Raw genomic sequence first — 16,972 nt, forward strand, 5'->3', positions numbered from 1 at the left:
GTCCAGGTCCTCCGCTGTCCACCAACAGCACCACTTCGGCCGCTCCCCTCGAGGGGGAGCGGCCGCGCGTGGTCTTAGGGGTCGCCGGCGGCATCGCCGCCTACAAGGCGGCCGAGCTGCTACGCCGGTTCACCGAGTCCGGCCATGACGTGACCGTGGTCCCCACGGCCGCCGCCCTCGAGTTCGTCGGCGCCCCCACCTGGGCGGCGCTGTCGGGCAAGGAGATCGCCACCGGCGTCTTCGAGAACATCACCGAGGTCCCGCACGTACGCATCGGGCAGCAGGCGGACCTCGTCGTGGTCGCGCCCGCGACCGCCAACACGCTCGCCCGCGCGGCCCACGGTCTCGCGGACGATCTGCTCAGCAACGTACTGCTCACCGCGCGCTGTCCGGTCGTGTTCGCCCCGGCGATGCACACCGAGATGTGGGAGCACCCGGCGACCCAGGCCAACGTCGCCACCCTGCGCGAGCGCGGCAACATCGTCATCGAGCCCGCCGAGGGCCGGCTGACCGGCAAGGACACCGGCAAGGGCCGCCTGCCCGAGCCGGCCGAGATCTTCGAGCTCTCCCGTGCCGTCCTCGCCCATGGCGGGCGTGCCGACCTCGTCGGTCGTCGCGTCGTCGTCTCGGCCGGCGGCACCCGGGAGTACCTGGACCCGGTCCGCTTCCTCGGCAACCGCTCGTCGGGGCTCCAGGGCTACGCCATCGCCCGGGCCGCGGCCGCGCGAGGTGCCGAGGTGACCCTGGTCGCCGCCAACGTGACCCTGCCCGACCCGGCAGGCCTGAAGGTCGTACGTGTCGGCACCACCGCCGAGCTGCGCGACGCCGTGGTCTCCGCGGCCACCGGTGCGGACGCGGTCGTCATGGCCGCCGCCCCGGCCGACTTCCGGCCGACCGGGGTGAGCGAGGCCAAGATCAAGAAGGCCGCCGACGGGTCGGCGCCGACGATCGAGCTGATGCAGAACCCCGACATCCTGGCCGAGATCTCCCACCACCGGACCAAGCCCGGTCAGGTCGTCGTGGGATTCGCGGCCGAGACGGGCGACGCGACCGGCTCGGTGCTCGAGCTCGCCACGGCCAAGCTGAAGCGGAAGGGCTGCGACCTGCTCGTCGTCAACGACGTCAGCGGCGGCGCGGTCTTCGGCAGCGAGGTCAACAAGGCAGTCATCCTGGGCGCCGACGGAGGCCACGTCGACGTGCAGGAAGGGGCGAAATCCGCCCTCGCAGAGGTGATCTGGGACCAGATCTCCTTACGCCTGGATGAACAACGTACAAACTGACGACACGCCACGCGCCACGATGAGGACCACCCCTGCGGTCCTGGGGTTCGGGGTCTATGTTTGTCGACCAGAACGATTGACGTTTGCCTACCTGTTCAAACCACACGAACCTTTGAAACGGAGCTACACGTGACCGGACGTCTCTTCACGTCGGAGTCGGTGACCGAGGGGCACCCGGACAAGATCGCCGACCAGATCAGCGACACCGTGCTCGACTACCTGCTCGAGCACGACCCCAAGAGCCGGGTGGCTGTCGAGACCCTGCTCACCACCGGCCTGGTCGTCGTCGCCGGCGAGGTGACCACCGACGCCTACGCGCCGGTCGCCCAGCTCGTGCGCCAGAAGATCCTGGACATCGGCTACGACTCCTCCCTCAAGGGCTTCGACGGCCACTCCTGCGGCGTCCAGGTCGCCATCGGCGCCCAGAGCCAGGACATCGCCCAGGGCGTGGACACCGCCGAGGAGCACCGCCTGGAGAGCTCGGTCGACGAGCTCGACCTGCAGGGTGCCGGCGACCAGGGCCTGATGTTCGGCTACGCCTGCGACGACACGCCCGAGCTGTTCCCGCTGCCCATCAAGATGGCGCAGACGCTGGCCGAGAAGCTGACCGCGGTCCGCAAGGACGGCACGCTGGACTACCTGCGTCCCGACGGCAAGACCCAGGTCACCATCGAGTACGACGACGAGGGCCGCGCCGTGCGCGTGGACACCGTCGTCCTCTCGACGCAGCACTCGGAGGAGACCACCCAGGAGCAGCTGCACGCCGACATCAAGAAGTACGTCATCGAGCCGGTGCTCGAGCAGTTCAAGTCGTCGGTTCCCTTCGACGGCTACAAGCTCCACATCAACCCGACCGGCCGCTTCGTCGTCGGTGGCCCGATGGGTGACGCCGGCCTGACCGGCCGCAAGATCATCGTCGACACCTACGGCGGCATGGCCCGCCACGGCGGCGGCGCCTTCTCGGGCAAGGACCCGTCGAAGGTCGACCGGTCGGCTGCGTACGCCATGCGCTGGGTGGCCAAGAACATCGTCGCCGCGGGCCTGGCCCGTCGCGCCGAGGTCCAGGTCGCCTACGCCATCGGCAAGGCCCAGCCCGTCGGCGTCTTCGTGGAGACCTTCGGCACCCACACCGTGCCCGAGGCCAACATCCAGAAGGCCGTCCTGGAGGTCTTCGACCTCCGCCCGGCCGCGATCCTGCGCGACCTCGACCTGCTCCGCCCGATCTACGCCAAGACCGCCGCGTACGGTCACTTCGGCCGCGAGCTCCCCGAGTTCACCTGGGAGCGCACCGACCGCGCCGACGCCCTCAAGGCTGCTGCCGGCGCCTGAGCGGTAGGAATACCCGGTTAACCGGGTATTCCTGCACTTCTCAGGCATTGCAACACCTGAGAAGTGCAGGAAAAGCCAGAGAAGTCCGGCGCCCGTCCCACCACAGACGGGCGCCGGTGGCGTTTGCGGGGTCGGCGCCGTTGGGTTGTCGGCGGCTGCTGGTAGAAATGACCCCTGTGAGCCGGGGACCGCAGGAGGCAGCCGGGGCAGCGGAGCTGGAGCTGCCCGGGCTGGTTCGCGACCGGGTCAAGGAGGGCCGGGCGAAGGCCGCGGCGACGCGGGCACGGAAGGCCGCCGAGGCGTCGATCGCCGAGGTCGATCCGGTCGCCAAGGTCCTGGTCGACCTGCCGATGGCACACCTGGACCGGCCCTTCGACTATGCGGTCCCGGCCTCGATGGCCGAGGAGGCCCAGCCCGGGGTCCGGGTCAAGGTGCGGTTCGGTCCCAAGGACGTCGACGGGTTCGTCGTGGAGCGGGCCGAAGCCTCCGAGCATGCGAACCTGCAGCCGCTCAAGCGGGTCGTCAGCTCCGAGCCGGTGCTCACGCCGCAGGTGGCGGCGCTGAGCGAATCGGTCGCCCGGCGCTATGCCGGTGCCCGGGCCGACGTGCTCCGACTGGCGATTCCGCCCCGGCACGCCTCGACCGAGAAGGAGCCCTCGGCGGTCGCCCCGGCCGGGCGGCCCTTCGACGCCGCCGCCGCAGCAGCGGCGTGGGCGGGTCACGAGCCGGCGGCCGCCTTCCTACGACATCTGGCCTCCGGCGGGGCGCCGCGCGCGGTGTGGCACGCCGCGGCAGGCACCGACCATGCCGACCTGATCGCTCATGCCACCGCGACGACGCTGGCCTCCGGACGCGGCGCGCTGGTCGTGGTGCCGGACTGGAAGGACCTCGCCCGCCTCGACACCGCGATGACGAAGGTGCTGGGGGAGGGGCAGCATGCCGTGCTGGCCGCCGACGCCGGGCCGGCCTCGCGCTACCGGGAGTTCCTGCGGGTCGCCCGGGGCGCGGTGAAGGTGGCGATCGGCACCCGCGCGGCCGCCTTCGCGCCGGTGCACGACCTCGGGCTGGTGGTCGTCTGGGACGACGGCGACGACCTGCTCGCCGAGCAGCGCTCGCCCTACCCGCACGCGCGTGACGTGCTGCTCCTGCGGGCGGAGCAGGAGCAGGCGGCCGCCCTGGTGGGTGGCTTCGCGCGGACGGTGGAGGCTGGGTTCCTGGCCGAGACCGGCTGGGCGCAGGAGATCCGGCCCACCCGGGCGCTGGCCCGCGAGCGGGTGAGCATCGAGATCACCGGCGACACCGACTTCGACCTCGAGAAGGACCCGCTCACCCGGGCCTCCCGGGTGCCTCGCGAGGCCCACGAGATCATCCGGGCGGCCCTGACCACCGGACCCGTCCTGCTGCAGACGCCGCGGCGCGGATATGCGGCCTCGCTGGCCTGCGACCGGTGCCGTACGCCGGCCAGGTGCTCGGCCTGCCAGGGGCCGCTGCAGCTCGGCGGACCGGCCGCGCCGCCGACGTGCGGCTGGTGCGGTCACGTCGAGGCGGCCTGGGCGTGCGGAGCCTGCGGCGGGTTCGGGCTGCGGGCGCCGATCATCGGTGAGGCGCGTACGGCCGAGGAGATGGGTCGCTCCTTCGCCGGGGTGCGGGTGGTGACCTCCTCGGCGGGGGCGGTCAAGCAGACGGTGCCGGGCACCCCGGCGATCGTGGTCGCGACCATCGGCGCCGAGCCGGTCGCCGAGGGCGGCTATGCCGCGGTGCTGCTGCTCGACACCTGGCTGCTGCTGGGGCGGCCGGATCTGCGTACGGACGAGGAGGCGCTGCGCCGCTGGAGCAACGCCGCCGGACTGGTGCGTCCCGGTGGGCGGGTGCTGGTCGTTGGTGACCCGGCGCTGTCGGTGCTGCAGGCGCTGGTGCGCTGGGACCAGCCCGGGTTCGCCCAGCGCGAGGCGGCCGCCCGGCAGGAGGCCCACCTCCCGCCGGCGTCGCGGCTGGCCACCATCACCGGCACTCCCGGAGCGCTCGATGACGCGCTCACCCTGCTGGCGCTGCCGCCGGGCGCGGAGGTGCTCGGACCGGTGCCCGCCGAGCCCACGTCGACCGGTGAGCCCCGGCTGCGAGCCGTCGTACGCGTGCCGAGATCCCTCGGAGTGAGGCTCACCGAGGCGCTCGGAGAGCTGCAGCGAGTGCGCTCGGCGCGCAAGCTCGACCCGGTGCGGGTCCAGGTGGATCCGCCGACGCTCTGAGCGAGCGCCCTGCCGCGTAAAGTGGTCCCGACACGCTCGACCACCTAGGAGAACAGTGGCAGTCCAGCCCATCCGACTCTTCGGCGACCCCGTGCTGCGCAAGCCAGCGATCGAGGTCGTCGACTTCGACAAGGAGCTGCGCAAGCTCGTTGCCGACCTGACCGACACCATGCTCGAGGCGCCTGGCGCCGGACTGGCCGCTCCGCAGATCGGAGTGAGCCTGCGGGTCTTCACGTGGTACGTCGACGGCCAGGTGGGTCACCTCATCAACCCGGACCTGACCCTGTCAGAGGAGACGCAGGACGGGGGAGAGGGCTGCCTGTCGCTGCCCGACATCACCTTCGACTGCCGCCGGGCCCTGTCGGTGGTGGCGAAGGGTTTCGACATGCACGGTGAGCCGGTCACCATCGAGGGCTCCGAGCTGCTCGCCCGGGCCATCCAGCACGAGACCGACCACCTCGACGGCATCCTCTTCATCGACCGGCTCGACGAGGCCGCGCGCAAGGCGGCGATGAAGGAGATCCGGGAGTCGGAGTGGTTCGGCCTGGAGAAGCCCACGGTGAAGGTCTCGCCGCACGCGACGAACGGGTTCGGGTTCTGATGAAGGTCGTCTTCGCCGGTACGCCCGAGGTGGCCGTCCCCTCGCTGAACGCGATCGCCGCCTCGCGCCACGAGCTCGTCGGTGTCGTCACCCGGCCCGATGCCGCGCAGGGGCGCAGCAAGCGGCTGGTGCCCTCGCCGGTGGCCCAGCGAGCCGAGGAGCTGGGGGTTCCGGTGCTCAAGCCGGAGCATCCCCGTGAGCCGGAGTTCCAGGCCGAGCTGAAGGCGCTGGAGCCTGACTGCTGCCCGGTGGTCGCCTACGGTGCGATGCTGCCGCAGTCGGCGCTGGACATCCCGCGGCACGGCTGGGTCAACCTGCACTTCTCGCTCCTGCCCGCCTACCGTGGCGCCGCGCCGGTGCAGCGTGCCGTCTGGGCCGGCGAGGAGATCTCCGGGGCGACCACGTTCCGGATCGTGAAGGCGATGGACGCCGGCCCGGTCTTCGGCACCATGACGCAGGCGCTGGCGCCCGACGAGACCTCCGGGTCGCTCTTCGAGAAGCTCACCGAAGGCGGGGCCAGGCTGCTGGTGTCCACGCTCGACGGGATCGAGGACGGCTCCCTGGAGGCACGCGAGCAGCCGACCGACGGGGTCACCTACGCCGACAAGATCACCGTCGAGGACGCTCAGATCGACTGGACGCAGAGCGCCGTGGCCATCGACCGGCAGATCCGCGCCTGCACCCCCGCGCCGGGAGCCTGGACCCTGCTCGACGGCGAGCGGTTCAAGGTCGGACCGGTCACCATGGCCGAGGACACGGCGGCTCCCGGGGAGCTGGTCGTCCGCAAGAACGAGGTCCTCGTCGGCACCGGCACCACGGCGGTCCGGCTCGGCCGGGTGAAGGCCTTCGGCAAGAAGGAGATGCCGGCGGCTGACTGGGCCCGAGGCGTACGTCTGGAGTCCGGTGTCACCTTCGAATAGGGCACAGCCGGGTAGGCGTCCGGGGGCCGGCCGGCGACCGCAGGGGAAGCCGCGTGGGGCCACCAAGCCAGCCGATCCCGCACGGCTCGCAGCGTTCGAGGTGCTCAAGGCGGTGCGGGTCGACGAGGCGTACGCCAACCTGGTGCTGCCCCACGTCCTGGGCCGCCTCGGGCTGGAGGGCCGCGACGCGGCCTTCGCCACCGAGCTCGCCTCGGGGACGCTGCGGCAGCAGGGGACGTACGACGCCGTGCTGGCCGCCTGCATCGACCGGCCGCTGGCCAAGGTCGAGGCGAAGGTGCTCGACGTGCTGCGGCTGGGGGCACACCAGGTGCTGTCCATGCGGGTGCCCGACCATGCCGCGATCTCGACCAGCGTCGATCTGACCCGGTCGAAGGTGGGCCAGGGGCCGGCGGGATTCGTCAACGCCGTCCTGCGCAAGGTCACCCGCATGTCCCTCGACGAGTGGGTCGCCGAGGTGGCGCCCGCGCGCGAGAGGGACCACGACGGCTGGGCCACGGTCGCCTTCAGCCACCCGCGCTGGGTCGTCGAGCGGCTCGCCGAGGCTGTCGGCCGTGACCAGATCGATGCGCTGCTCGAGGCCGACAACGTGCCGCCGTCGGTCACGCTGGTCGCCCGCCCCGGACGGGCGAGGATCGACGAGCTCGGCGGCACGCCGACGCCCTACTCGCCCTTCGGCGTCACGCTCGACTCCGGCTCACCGGCCGGGATCGCCGCGGTCGCGGAGGGGCGCGCCGGGGTGCAGGACGAGGGGTCCCAGCTGGTGGCCATCGCTCTGGCCGAGGCCGACCTCGACCGGCAGGACTCCGGGACCGAGTCATGGCTGGACCTGTGCGCCGGGCCCGGCGGCAAGTCGGCGCTGCTGGCCGCCCTGGCAGCGCAACAGGGCGCCGTGCTGGTCGCCAACGAGCGTCAGCCGCACCGTGCCGGACTCGTCCTCGCCAACCTGACCGACCGGTCATCCGGCACCCACGTGGACGGATCCACCGGGGTCGTGGCCGGCGACGGGACCCGGCCGCCCTTCAAGGACGCGACGTTCGACCGGGTCCTCGTCGATGCCCCGTGCACCGGCCTGGGAGCGCTGCGCCGCCGGCCGGAGGCACGCTGGCGGCGAGCCACGGCCGACCTCGACGTACTCGTCGACCTGCAGCGCTCCCTGCTCGACCGGGCCATCGATCTGACCCGGCCGGGCGGTGTGGTGCTCTACGCCACCTGCTCGCCGGTTCTGGCCGAGACCGAGGGCGTGGTGCGCAGGGTGCTCGAGGACCGATCCGATGTCGTCCTCGAGCCGATCGGCGCCACGGTCGGCACGGTGCCTGACAGCGCCGGGCCGATGGCAGGCACTGTGCAGCTGTGGCCGCACCGGCATGGCACCGACGCGATGTTCCTGGCGCTGCTGCGGCGCACCTCGTAGCGGGTCAGTCGGTCCACCTGAGCGAGCTCGCGAGCGCCTCGAGCTCGGCGTCGGTGGTGCCCTCCCCGCTCTGGACGCTGATGAAGATGTCGCCGTGGAGCGGGGTGATGTAGGACCCCGAGCCGGGGCCGGCCTTGTCGGCGCTCTTGCTCCAGTCCGGGTAGTCCTCCGCCGGGCGGATCACCAGGCCGGCCACACCACCGTCCTCGGACGTGCAGGATGCCTTGTCGTCGATCAGGTACCACTCGCACGTCCAACCGGGTGGCTGCGCGACGGGAACCTCGTCGACGAGCCCTACGCGCGCGCCTTGGGTGGCGATCGTGACGCCGGGATAGTCCTCGAGGAGCGTGTCGTTGCTCCATTTCTGCTCGACCGCGCCGGCAGGTCCGGACAGGACGATGGTGAAGCCGGTCCCGCCGCCCGGGCGAGCGCTGGCGGTCTGGATGGTGATGTCCATCGTCTTGGCCTCGTCGTTGGTGACGACCCGTCCGGTGACCCCGTCGCCGAGGTCGAGGCTCTGCCCGGAGGCGAGGGGTGCCGTCGAAGCCGACGCCGACGGCGCGCCGGCAGCGCCGAGGGGCGCCTGGTCGACCGCGGTGGTGGCCAGGAACTGAGAGAGCCCCAGCCCACCTGCGGTGAATGCGCCGACGGCTGCAGCGGCTCCGACGGCACCGGTGATCCGCCGGCGGCGGCGGATGCGCGAGCCCGCGCTGATCGCGCCGGCGGAGATCCGCGCGTAGTCGGGGTGCTGGTCGGCGACACGCTCGTGCAGTGCCGTACGGAAGCTGGTCTCTGGGTCGTTCATCGGGTGGTCCTCTCCGGGAAGATGTCCGCAACCAGCGGGCGCAGCCGTTCCAGGGCACGCTTCGAGCGGGTGCGGACCGCCGTCTCGGTCAGTCCGAGGTCGGCAGCTGTCTGGGACACGGATCGGTCCTCCCAATAGCGCGCGACGAGCACGGCCCGGTCGGTCGGCGACAGCCGCTGGAGGGCGGCAAGCAGGTCGATCCGGGCGCTGGGGTCGGCATCGCTGCCCGGATCGTCCGGCAGCGTCGAGGTCGGCGTCTCGGCGTTGCGCCGGAGCCGTCGGTGGGAGATGAATCCGTTGAGGAGCACACGTCGTGCGTACGCCGCCGGGTTGTCCGCCCTGCTGACCCGCCGCCAGGACGCGAAGACCCGGGCGTACGTCGTCTGGGTCAGGTCCTCGGCCAGGTGATGGTCACCGGTCAGCAGCAGCGCGGTGCGGTAGAGCGCGCCGCCCGTCGCATGGACGAAGTCGGCGAACTCCTCGGCGGGAGGCCTCACGGTCGATGTGCTCACATCCTTTCGACGCCTCGGGATGAGGTCCACGTGACACCCCCGTGAGGATCGAGATGAGCGAGTTTCGTTTCACCGCATCATCTCAGCGCCTACGCTGGCGAGCATGGCCAAGGCATCGCCGTCGGTGGAGATCGAGGTGGACAACCGCGTCGTCAGGATCTCCAACCCCGACCGCGTCTACTTCCCTGAGACCGGTGCGACCAAGCTCGACGTGGCGCAGTACTACCTCGCCGTCGGGCCAGGGATCGTCAACGCGCTCTGGGAGCGGCCGTGCATGCTGCACCGGTTCCCCAAGGGCCTGGCGGGGCCGAAGGTGCACCAGAAGCGGCTGCCACAGGGGGCGCCCGACTGGATCGAGACCGTACGCCTCTACTTCCCGCGCTGGGGCCGCACCGCCGACGAGCTGTGCGTGACCGAGCTCGGCGCGGTGATCTGGGCCGTCCAGATGTCGACGGTCGAGTTCCACCCCTGGAACAGCCGCCGCGAGGACACCGAGAAGCCCGACGAGTGGCGCATCGACCTCGATCCCGGTCCCGAGTGCCCGTTCTCGACCGTGCAGACGGTGGCTGGCGTCGTACGCGAGCTGCTCGACGAGATCGGCGCGGTCGGCTACCCGAAGACGAGCGGTGGCTCCGGGATGCACGTGTATGTCCGGATCCCGGCTGAGCACGGCTTCCAGGACGTACGCCGCGCCGCGCACGCCTTCGCCCGCGAGGTCGAGCGCCGGGCCCCGAAGCTGGTCACCACCGCCTGGTGGCGCAAGGATCGCGACCCGGCGCAGCTGTTCGTGGACTTCAACCAGAACACCCGAGATCACACGATCGCGTGTGCCTACTCGATCCGCGGCGTCGCCGACGGCCGGGTCTCCACCCCGATCACCTGGGAGGAGACCAAGGACGTCGACCCACGTGAGTTCACGATGCGTACGGTGCCGGCGCGGTTCGCGGAGATCGGTGACCTGCACGCCGACATCGACGACCACCCGTTCTCGATCCAGCCGCTGCTCGAGTGGGCCGACCGCGACGAGCGCGACGGCGCCGAGACGCCACCCGAGCCCGAGCCCGACCCGACCCGGTGAGGATCACCAGACCTTGAGACGCTCGCCCAAGGTGCGACCGAGCTCCTTGGAGTAGGTCGCGGTGAGGTGGTGGCCGTCGCGATGGGTGATGGTGTCGCCGACGACGGTCGTGCAGATGCCGACGCTGTCGCAGAACATGTCGTCGAGGTCGATGGTCTCGACGCGAGCTGACTTGGCCGCCTGCATCTGCAGGTCGGCGCCGTCCTGCTGGCTCTCGAGCGGCTTGTAGGTGCAGGGCGAGAGCGTCTTGTTGCTGCTCAGGCACGTGGCTGGGTCGAACTCGAGCGCCGGTACGTCACGCAGCCACACGGTCCGCTTCGCGGCGGGCTTCACCTGGGCCAGGAGCCGCTGGTAGCCGCGGTAGACGGCGCGGCGTACGTCGTCGCGGTCGGTGTGGCGGCCAGAGGAGTCGTGGTAGGCGGCGCTGATCGGGCGCGAGGAGACCAGCAGCAGATCGGGGCGGAGCTTCTTGACCGAGGAGAGCATGAAGTCGTGGAAGTCGTCGCACGACGTCATCGGGTCGGTGCTGTCGATCTTGTCGGGGGTGACGAGGGAGACGGTGCACTGCGGCATGGCCAGCATGTAGGCGCGGTAGCCGGAGCGTTCGGCGATCTCCTCGACCGCGGGCGTCCAGTGGCGGGCGTGGGAGTCGCCGATGACCACGATCGTCTTCTCGGCGTCGGCGTCACCGCGCGGGCACAGCTTGCGTACGTTCGTCGAGTAGTAGTTGCACTCGCCGACCGACTCCACGTCGTCGGAGAGGTTGGTGAGGCCCGGCTTCAGGTTGGTGGGAATCGCCTGGTTCTTGCGCGCCGCGAGCACCGAGGCCTTCAGCAGCGCCGGGAGCGGGTCGGGCTCCTGCGCCTTGGCGGCGGGCGGCGCGGCGCTCGAGGCGGGTCGGTCGGGCTGCTTGGACGGTCCGGAGGACCCGGAGGAATCGGCCTCGGCCAGCGTGATCGCGGGCTGGTAGCCGTCGCGGGCGGTCCCGGTGGCGTAGGTGTTGGCACCGAAGCAGGTCACCGCGACCAGGGTGATGCTCAGCGGGTAGAGCGCCACCGGGCCCAGCGTGGCGGCTCGACCGAACGCCGGACGGCGCCAGAGGATGCCGCGCCGGAACGGCTCCTCGATGTAGTGGTAGGAGAGTCCGGCCAGACCGAACGCCAGCGCCACCAGGAGCACCTGCTCCCACCAGCGCAGCTCGCGGCCCAGCTTCAGCTCGGCGAGGACCAGCACGGGGAAGTGCCACAGGTAGAGCGAGTAGGACCAGTTGCCGATCACCTGCAGCGGCGGCACCGACAGCAGCCGGCCGACCACCGTCGGGCCGTGCCACAGCGTGCCGGCCACGATGATGAAGACGCTGCCGAGCACCGGCACCAGCGCCGGGGTGCCCGGGAACGGGGTCGCGTCGTTGAACTGCAGGCAGGCACAGATGATGAAGAACATCCCGAACGCGGAGAGCACCTGCGCCCGCCACCGCGCGGTGGCGTCCTGGGTCCCGCCGTCACGGAACGCGATCGCCGCGATCGCGCCCAGGCCGAGCTCCCAGGCGCGGGTGAACGGCGAGAAGTACGCCGCCTCCGGGCTGGTCCGGGTCAGCACCGCCGAGGCCAGCAGCGAGGCCACGATGACCACGCCGAGAGCGATGACCAGCACGCGCCTGCGCCCGCGCTGGTCGATGGGGCCGTCCGTCGCGGCGTTCCGGCTGCGCCGCTTCATCGCCCACAGGCATCCCAGGATCACCAGGGGCCAGACCAGGTAGAACTGCTCCTCGACCGCGAGGGACCAGAAGTGCTGCAGCGGTGAGGGCGGCAGCGCCGCCGAGAAGTAGTCGGTCTCCAGCGACGCGAACCGGAAGTTGGCGGCGAACGCCGCCGACCACAGCGCGTCGAGGGCGATCTCCCGAGTGCGTACGAAGCCCAGGAAGAGGGCTGCGTAGACGACCGTCGCGAGAAGCACCACGGTCGCGGCCGGCAGGATCCGGCGGGCCCGGCGGGCGTAGAAGCCGAGCAGGCTGACCCGGCCCTCGGTGCGTACCTGCCGCATGAGCTGCTGGGTGATCAGGAAGCCCGAGATCGCGAAGAAGACGTCGACGCCGACGAAGCCGCCGGTCAGCGACCCGAAGCCGACGTGCAGCGCGACGACCGCGAGCACCGCGATCGCGCGGAGCCCCTGGATGTCGGGACGGTGACGAGACGAGGTCGCGCTCCCGCTGGTCGAGCCGGTGGACGAGTCCGTCGAGCCCACGAGCAGCCGCACCTCCTCAGCCAAGCGCATTCGTCACATTCGTCGCGACGATAACTCCCGTAACCGGTCGATCCTGGTAGACGCGCCTAGGGGCCTAGTCGAGATCGCGGTCGTCGCCTGCCGCCACGGGGCCGGGGGTCGGTGGAAGCGGGGGAGGAGTGCCACCGAAGGCGGGACACAGCGACTTGTGGGCGCACCACCCGCACAGCCGTCCCGGGTTGGGCTGCCAGTCGCCGGTCTCCTGGGCGGTGCGGATGGCCCGCCAGATCGCCTCGGCCTTGCGCTCGGTCGCGAGCAGGTCGGCCTCGTCGGGCACGTAGCGCAGGATGTCGCCGGAGCCGAGGTAGATCAGCTGCAGCATCGCCGGCACCACGCCCCGGGTGCGCCAGATCACCAGGGCGTAGAACTTGAGCTGGAACAGCGCCTTCGCCTCGTACGCCTCGCTGGGGACGCGTCCGGTGTTGTGAGTCGGGATGAGGCCTTCGCCGCACAGATACAACGAGTCTGCCGCGTCGACTGCGACGCACTGTGTTGGAACCGAGGGCACTTTCTCGACGGAGACAATGATCCGACGGCGAGCGAGATCTCCCTGACGTGACGTCACCCCTGCGCTCGCAGGAATCGCCTTGCGGGGCAGCGAGAACGGCGTGAAATCGACCGGGGTGAACTCGATGACGTGCCAGGTTCGATCCGGCCGTAGCGCGTTCCGGTACGGCTTCTTGAAATGCTGCGGGTGGATCCCCAAGCTGCGGAGGAGCTCGATGACGTCTGACGCCAAGCGATCATCTGTTGTCGTGAATCCTGCACGCCTGCGGGTGCGATTCCACCAGCCGTCAGTGTCCAAGAGTCCACGAAGCAGTTCGACGCGCTGGGAGCGTGACGCACGCAGGTATGGCTTCGGAATGTGCTTGTTGTGGAGGAGATTCTCTTTCCGAAGTAGATACGTGAAAGAGACGTTCGTCGGCGTCAGCGAGGGATGCAGCCGTTCGTGTGCGCACCTTCGTGCGTGGGACAGCGTGGCGGGCTCGAACTCAGTATGTCCGTACCTGCACTCGTCTGGGGATCTCGAGAGGGAAACCCGAAACCCCCCGTGTTCTTCGCGCACGCTCACGAGTCGGGGCCAGTGCTCCTTGAGTGAGGTAACCGTGTCATGGTCCGTCAGGCCGACGGTGATCTGCCCGGAGCGACAGTCACCATCGCCGAGCCAGGCGCCCAGCAGCCAAGGATCGATGGGCAGGTGCGTCTCGGCATCCCCGTCGACACCTCGGCCGGCGACGACCCACATTGACTGGCGCAGTCCTTTGAGCCGGAGCTTCTGATGCAGGGCATGTAGTGAATCTGCATCCAGAACCTCACGGGTCTGTCGCTGGCGGTCGGTGTGCACGACGGACCATAGATGGACGTTGTCGCAGACCACGGATGATCCGTCGATGAATGTGATTCTGTAACACGGTCGGTGATGAGTCTCCGACTTCGCGACGACGGTGGTTGGCTTCCCGTCACTGCCGACAAGTTGATCTCCGACTCCGATCGTCTCCATCGTCGTCCAGCCCGACGGGGTCGGAAGCGGAGTGTCGACGGCGAGTCCCTTGTAGTCCACCACCCGGATCCGGCCATCGGGGGCGACATCGACGCGGTCGATGAACCCGCGCAGCAGCAGCTTGGAGTCGAGCAGCGCCTCGACGTAGTGCTCGCGCTCGGCAGGCTCCAGGCGTCGCGGGTCCTCCAGGTCGAAGTAGCGCCGCAGCACCTGCCGGCACGACTCCAGCCAGCCCTCCTCCGCCCCTTCGGTCTCCGAGGTGAACAGCGTCGCCAGGGCCGGGTCGAGGCTGCGTACGTCCTCCCACGCCTGCTCCACCATCGACCTCGCCTGCCGGGGCGTGCGCTCGGGAGCGGGCAGGTCGAAGAGGTCCTCGAGCACCTTGTGTACGACGGTCCCGCGCGCGGCTGCCTCCGAGGGCGGCTCGGGCAGCTGGTCGATCGTGCGGAACCGGTAGAGCAGCGGGCACGAGGTGAAGTCGCTCGCGCGGCTCGGGGAGAGCGACCCCAGCACGTTGACGCCGTCGACCGCGGTCGACAGCGATTCGGCAGGTGAGGTGCTCATGGAGTCGACACTATTCGTCAGCACCGACAACCGGGTCGACACCACCCGACAACCGCTGCTCAAGTACGCTCGGGATGTGGCAGACCCTGACCCACGCCCCGGCGGCGACAAGCCGGTCGAAGAGGCGCCCACCTCCCGAGTCCCGGGCACGATCAAGGTCGGCTCCGTCGCCGGCAGCGACGTCCTGGTGACGCCGTCCTGGTTCCTGATCGCGGCGGTGATCGCCTGGGTGATGGCGCCCCAGATCGATGCCGTGGAGCCGGGCCTGGGCTGGTTGACGTACGTCGCCGGCTTCGCCTTCGCGATCGTCCTCTACGGCGCGGTGCTGCTGCATGAGGCGGCCCACGCGATCGTGGCCAAGCGACTCGGCTACCCCGTGGGCGTGATCATGCTCCACTTCCTCGGCGGCGCGACCGCCGTGGAGAAGGAGGCGAAGCGGCCCCGCGACGAGTTCTGGATCGCCGTCGTCGGCCCGCTGGCCTCACTCGCCGTCGCGGCTGCTGCCTTCGGTGTCTCCTTCCTCACCTCCGGCGGCCTGGTCGGGCTGTTCATCACCGGCCTGTGGTTCACCAACCTGTTCGTCGGCGTGCTCAATCTCGTCCCGGGTCTGCCCCTCGACGGCGGCAGGTTGCTCAAGGCGGGCGTGTGGGCCGCGACCGGCAACATCAATCGGGGCAGCATCGTCGCCGGCTGGGCCGGCCGCGTCCTCGCGGTGCTCGTGCTGCTGTGGCCCTTCATCCAGGGCCAGATCCTCGGCAGCGAGCCGCGGCTGAGGAGCTATGTCTTCGCTGTGATCATCGGTGTCTTCCTCTGGAGCGGTGCCTCCGCGGCGATCATGTCGGGAAGGGCGCGCATGCGGCTCCCGCTGCTCGTCGCCCGCGACCTCGCCCGCCGCACCCTCGCCGTGCCCGCCGACCTCCCCCTGGCCGAGGCCGTACGCCGTGCCCAGGAGGCCGAAGCCGGCAGCATCGTCACGGTGAGCAGCGGCGGCGAGCCGATCGGCCTGGTCCACGAGGGCGCGCTGCTCGCGACCCCGGAGGACCGTCGTCCCTGGATGGCCACCTCGACGGTCACCCGACAGCTCGAGGACGGCCTCACCCTCCCGGCCGACATCGACGGGGAGTCCCTGATCCAGGCGATCTCCAAGACCCCGGCACCCGAATACCTCCTGGTCGAGCCCGACGGCTCGATCTACGGCGTACTGGTCACCTCCGACGTCGACGCCGCCTTCCGCGCGGGAGCCTGAGCCGGACCGAGCCGCGGTTTGCCGGGTTGGCCGGGGAAACGGGTAGCCTCGGCGGGTGTCAAGCGCTGATATTCCAGACATTCCGGCCGAGGCCCGAGCGGGCGTACACCGCGGGCCGCTCCGCGAGGGCGAGTGGGTGCGGCTGACCGACACCAAGGGTCGCCGCCACAACTTCGAGCTCGTCGCCGGCAAGCGCTTCTTCTCCAACAAGGGCCACATCGACCACGACGAGCTGATCGGCCGCGAGGAGGGCTTCACCGTCACCGCCTCCACCGGAGGTGAGTACCTGGTCTTCCGCCCGCTCCTGTCGGAGTTCGTGGTCTCGATGCCGCGCGGTGCCGCCGTGGTCTACCCCAAGGACGCCGCCCAGATCGTCGCCATGGCCGACATCTTCCCGGGTGCCTCCGTCGTGGAGGCCGGGGTCGGCTCCGGTGCCCTGACCTGCTCGCTCCTGCGTGCGGTGGGCCCGTTCGGCAAGGTCACCTCCTTCGAGCGCCGCGAGGAGTTCGCCGAGGTCGCCCGCAAGAACGTCGACCAGTTCTTCGGCACCCCGGCGGGGGAGTCGCACCCGAGCTGGTCGCTCAACCTGGGAGACCTCCAGGAGGAGCTGCCGCGCCAGCAGATCCGCTGCGACCGGCTGATCCTCGACATGCTCGCTCCCTGGGAGTGCGTCGACGCGGCGGCCGAGGCGCTCTACCCGGGCGGCATGGTCTGCGCGTACGTCGCGACCACCACCCAGCTGTCTCGCTTCGTCGAGACGGTCCGCGCCCACGGCGGGTTCACCGAGCCCCAGGCGTGGGAGTCGCTGGTGCGCGACTGGCACGTCGAGGGTCTCGCGGTCCGGCCGGGTCACAAGATGATCGGCCACACCGCCTTCCTGGTGACGGCGCGAAGGCTGGCGCCGGGCGAGCGCGCGCCGCGCAAGACACGCCGACCGGCCCCCGGTGCGTACGGATCCGACTACACCGGTCCGCGCCCGGCCGACATGCCGGCTCCCGAGCCCGTCGTGGAGGTCCTGGCCGAGGACGGCGCCGAGCTGGACTGAGTCCGTCCTGCAACGGTGCACATCTTTCCGGTGTGCCACGGGTTGACACGAACTTGGCCGTTGTCGACGAATAGTGTCCAACACCGGTAAATCCTTCTCCGCTCCTGCCCCTCACCCTTGTAGGGTCGAG

Annotated in this window: 13 protein-coding genes; 9 read left to right on the forward strand and 4 right to left on the reverse strand. The window is 70.5% G+C overall.

What is annotated here, in order from left to right; genetic code table 11:
* Positions 1 to 68 precede the first annotated feature (68 nt).
* From coaBC to ACW14X_RS27490, 6 genes are all read left to right on the forward strand, one after another.
* Positions 69 to 1,280, forward strand: a complete 1,212-nt coding sequence (coaBC, locus tag ACW14X_RS27465) for a bifunctional phosphopantothenoylcysteine decarboxylase/phosphopantothenate--cysteine ligase CoaBC (RefSeq protein ID WP_350715061.1) — start codon at positions 69 to 71, stop codon at positions 1,278 to 1,280.
* Positions 1,281 to 1,409: 129 nt separating this feature from the next.
* Positions 1,410 to 2,609, forward strand: a complete 1,200-nt coding sequence (gene metK / locus ACW14X_RS27470) for a methionine adenosyltransferase (protein ID WP_160022986.1) — start codon at positions 1,410 to 1,412, stop codon at positions 2,607 to 2,609.
* 176 nt (positions 2,610 to 2,785) lie between these two features.
* Positions 2,786 to 4,855 (forward strand): primosomal protein N', encoded by a 2,070-nt coding sequence (locus tag ACW14X_RS27475; RefSeq protein WP_457163968.1) that lies wholly within the window; start codon positions 2,786 to 2,788, stop codon positions 4,853 to 4,855.
* Between the two features lie 55 nt (positions 4,856 to 4,910).
* The gene (def, locus tag ACW14X_RS27480; RefSeq protein WP_091041329.1) at positions 4,911 to 5,456 is read left to right on the forward strand and encodes a peptide deformylase; all 546 of its coding nucleotides are present in this window, start codon (positions 4,911 to 4,913) and stop codon (positions 5,454 to 5,456) included.
* Positions 5,456 to 6,376, forward strand: coding sequence for a methionyl-tRNA formyltransferase (gene fmt, locus ACW14X_RS27485; protein WP_457163969.1), 921 nt, complete (start codon positions 5,456 to 5,458; stop codon positions 6,374 to 6,376). The genes def and fmt overlap by 1 nt, the downstream gene beginning before the upstream one ends.
* Positions 6,360 to 7,808: an RsmB/NOP family class I SAM-dependent RNA methyltransferase gene (locus ACW14X_RS27490; RefSeq protein WP_457163970.1), complete on the forward strand. Its 1,449-nt coding sequence runs from the start codon at positions 6,360 to 6,362 to the stop codon at positions 7,806 to 7,808. The genes fmt and ACW14X_RS27490 overlap by 17 nt, the downstream gene beginning before the upstream one ends.
* A 4-nt stretch (positions 7,809 to 7,812) precedes the next feature.
* Here the strand turns inward: ACW14X_RS27490 and ACW14X_RS27495 are convergent, their stop codons facing one another.
* Together ACW14X_RS27495 and ACW14X_RS27500 are read right to left on the reverse strand one after the other, a co-directional pair.
* Positions 7,813 to 8,613: a hypothetical protein gene (locus tag ACW14X_RS27495; protein ID WP_457163971.1), complete on the reverse strand. Its 801-nt coding sequence runs from the start codon at positions 8,611 to 8,613 to the stop codon at positions 7,813 to 7,815.
* Complete coding sequence (locus tag ACW14X_RS27500) at positions 8,610 to 9,125, reverse strand: SigE family RNA polymerase sigma factor (RefSeq protein ID WP_350715071.1); 516 nt, start codon at positions 9,123 to 9,125, stop codon at positions 8,610 to 8,612. The genes ACW14X_RS27495 and ACW14X_RS27500 overlap by 4 nt, the downstream gene beginning before the upstream one ends.
* A 103-nt stretch (positions 9,126 to 9,228) precedes the next feature.
* On the opposite strand from ACW14X_RS27500, the gene ligD reads away from it, so the two are divergent.
* A complete protein-coding gene (ligD, locus tag ACW14X_RS27505) occupies positions 9,229 to 10,203 on the forward strand; it encodes a non-homologous end-joining DNA ligase (RefSeq protein WP_457163972.1) in 975 nt (324 codons plus the stop codon).
* Between the two features lie 3 nt (positions 10,204 to 10,206).
* Here the strand turns inward: ligD and ACW14X_RS27510 are convergent, their stop codons facing one another.
* Both ACW14X_RS27510 and ACW14X_RS27515 read right to left on the reverse strand, forming a co-directional pair.
* Positions 10,207 to 12,477, reverse strand: coding sequence for an acyltransferase family protein (locus ACW14X_RS27510; RefSeq protein WP_457163973.1), 2,271 nt, complete (start codon positions 12,475 to 12,477; stop codon positions 10,207 to 10,209).
* Between the two features lie 64 nt (positions 12,478 to 12,541).
* Positions 12,542 to 14,551 carry a PD-(D/E)XK nuclease family protein gene (locus tag ACW14X_RS27515; RefSeq protein WP_457163974.1) on the reverse strand — a complete coding sequence of 670 codons (2,010 nt, stop codon included), beginning with the start codon at positions 14,549 to 14,551 and terminating at the stop codon, positions 12,542 to 12,544.
* Between ACW14X_RS27515 and ACW14X_RS27520 the strand changes: the two genes are divergently transcribed.
* Both ACW14X_RS27520 and ACW14X_RS27525 read left to right on the forward strand, forming a co-directional pair.
* A complete protein-coding gene (locus ACW14X_RS27520; RefSeq protein ID WP_457163975.1) occupies positions 14,550 to 15,797 on the forward strand; it encodes a site-2 protease family protein in 1,248 nt (415 codons plus the stop codon). The genes ACW14X_RS27515 and ACW14X_RS27520 overlap by 2 nt on opposite strands.
* 55 nt (positions 15,798 to 15,852) lie before the next feature.
* Entirely contained in the window at positions 15,853 to 16,842 is a 990-nt protein-coding gene (locus tag ACW14X_RS27525; RefSeq protein ID WP_457163976.1) for a tRNA (adenine-N1)-methyltransferase, read from the forward strand.
* Positions 16,843 to 16,972 lie beyond the last annotated feature (130 nt).

Source organism: Nocardioides sp. YJ-D4 (assembly GCF_054031495.1).

Bases quoted from the DNA above. Each gene is read 5' to 3' on its own strand.
- ACW14X_RS27515 (WP_457163974.1), bottom strand. From the start codon at position 14,551: ATGAGCACCTCACCTGCCGAATCGCTGTCGACCGCGGTCGACGGCGTC.
- ACW14X_RS27520 (WP_457163975.1), top strand. From the start codon at position 14,550: ATGGAGTCGACACTATTCGTCAGCACCGACAACCGGGTCGACACCACC.
- fmt (WP_457163969.1), top strand. From the start codon at position 5,456: ATGAAGGTCGTCTTCGCCGGTACGCCCGAGGTGGCCGTCCCCTCGCTG.
- ligD (WP_457163972.1), top strand. From the start codon at position 9,229: ATGGCCAAGGCATCGCCGTCGGTGGAGATCGAGGTGGACAACCGCGTC.
- ACW14X_RS27510 (WP_457163973.1), bottom strand. From the start codon at position 12,477: ATGCGCTTGGCTGAGGAGGTGCGGCTGCTCGTGGGCTCGACGGACTCG.
- ACW14X_RS27495 (WP_457163971.1), bottom strand. From the start codon at position 8,613: ATGAACGACCCAGAGACCAGCTTCCGTACGGCACTGCACGAGCGTGTC.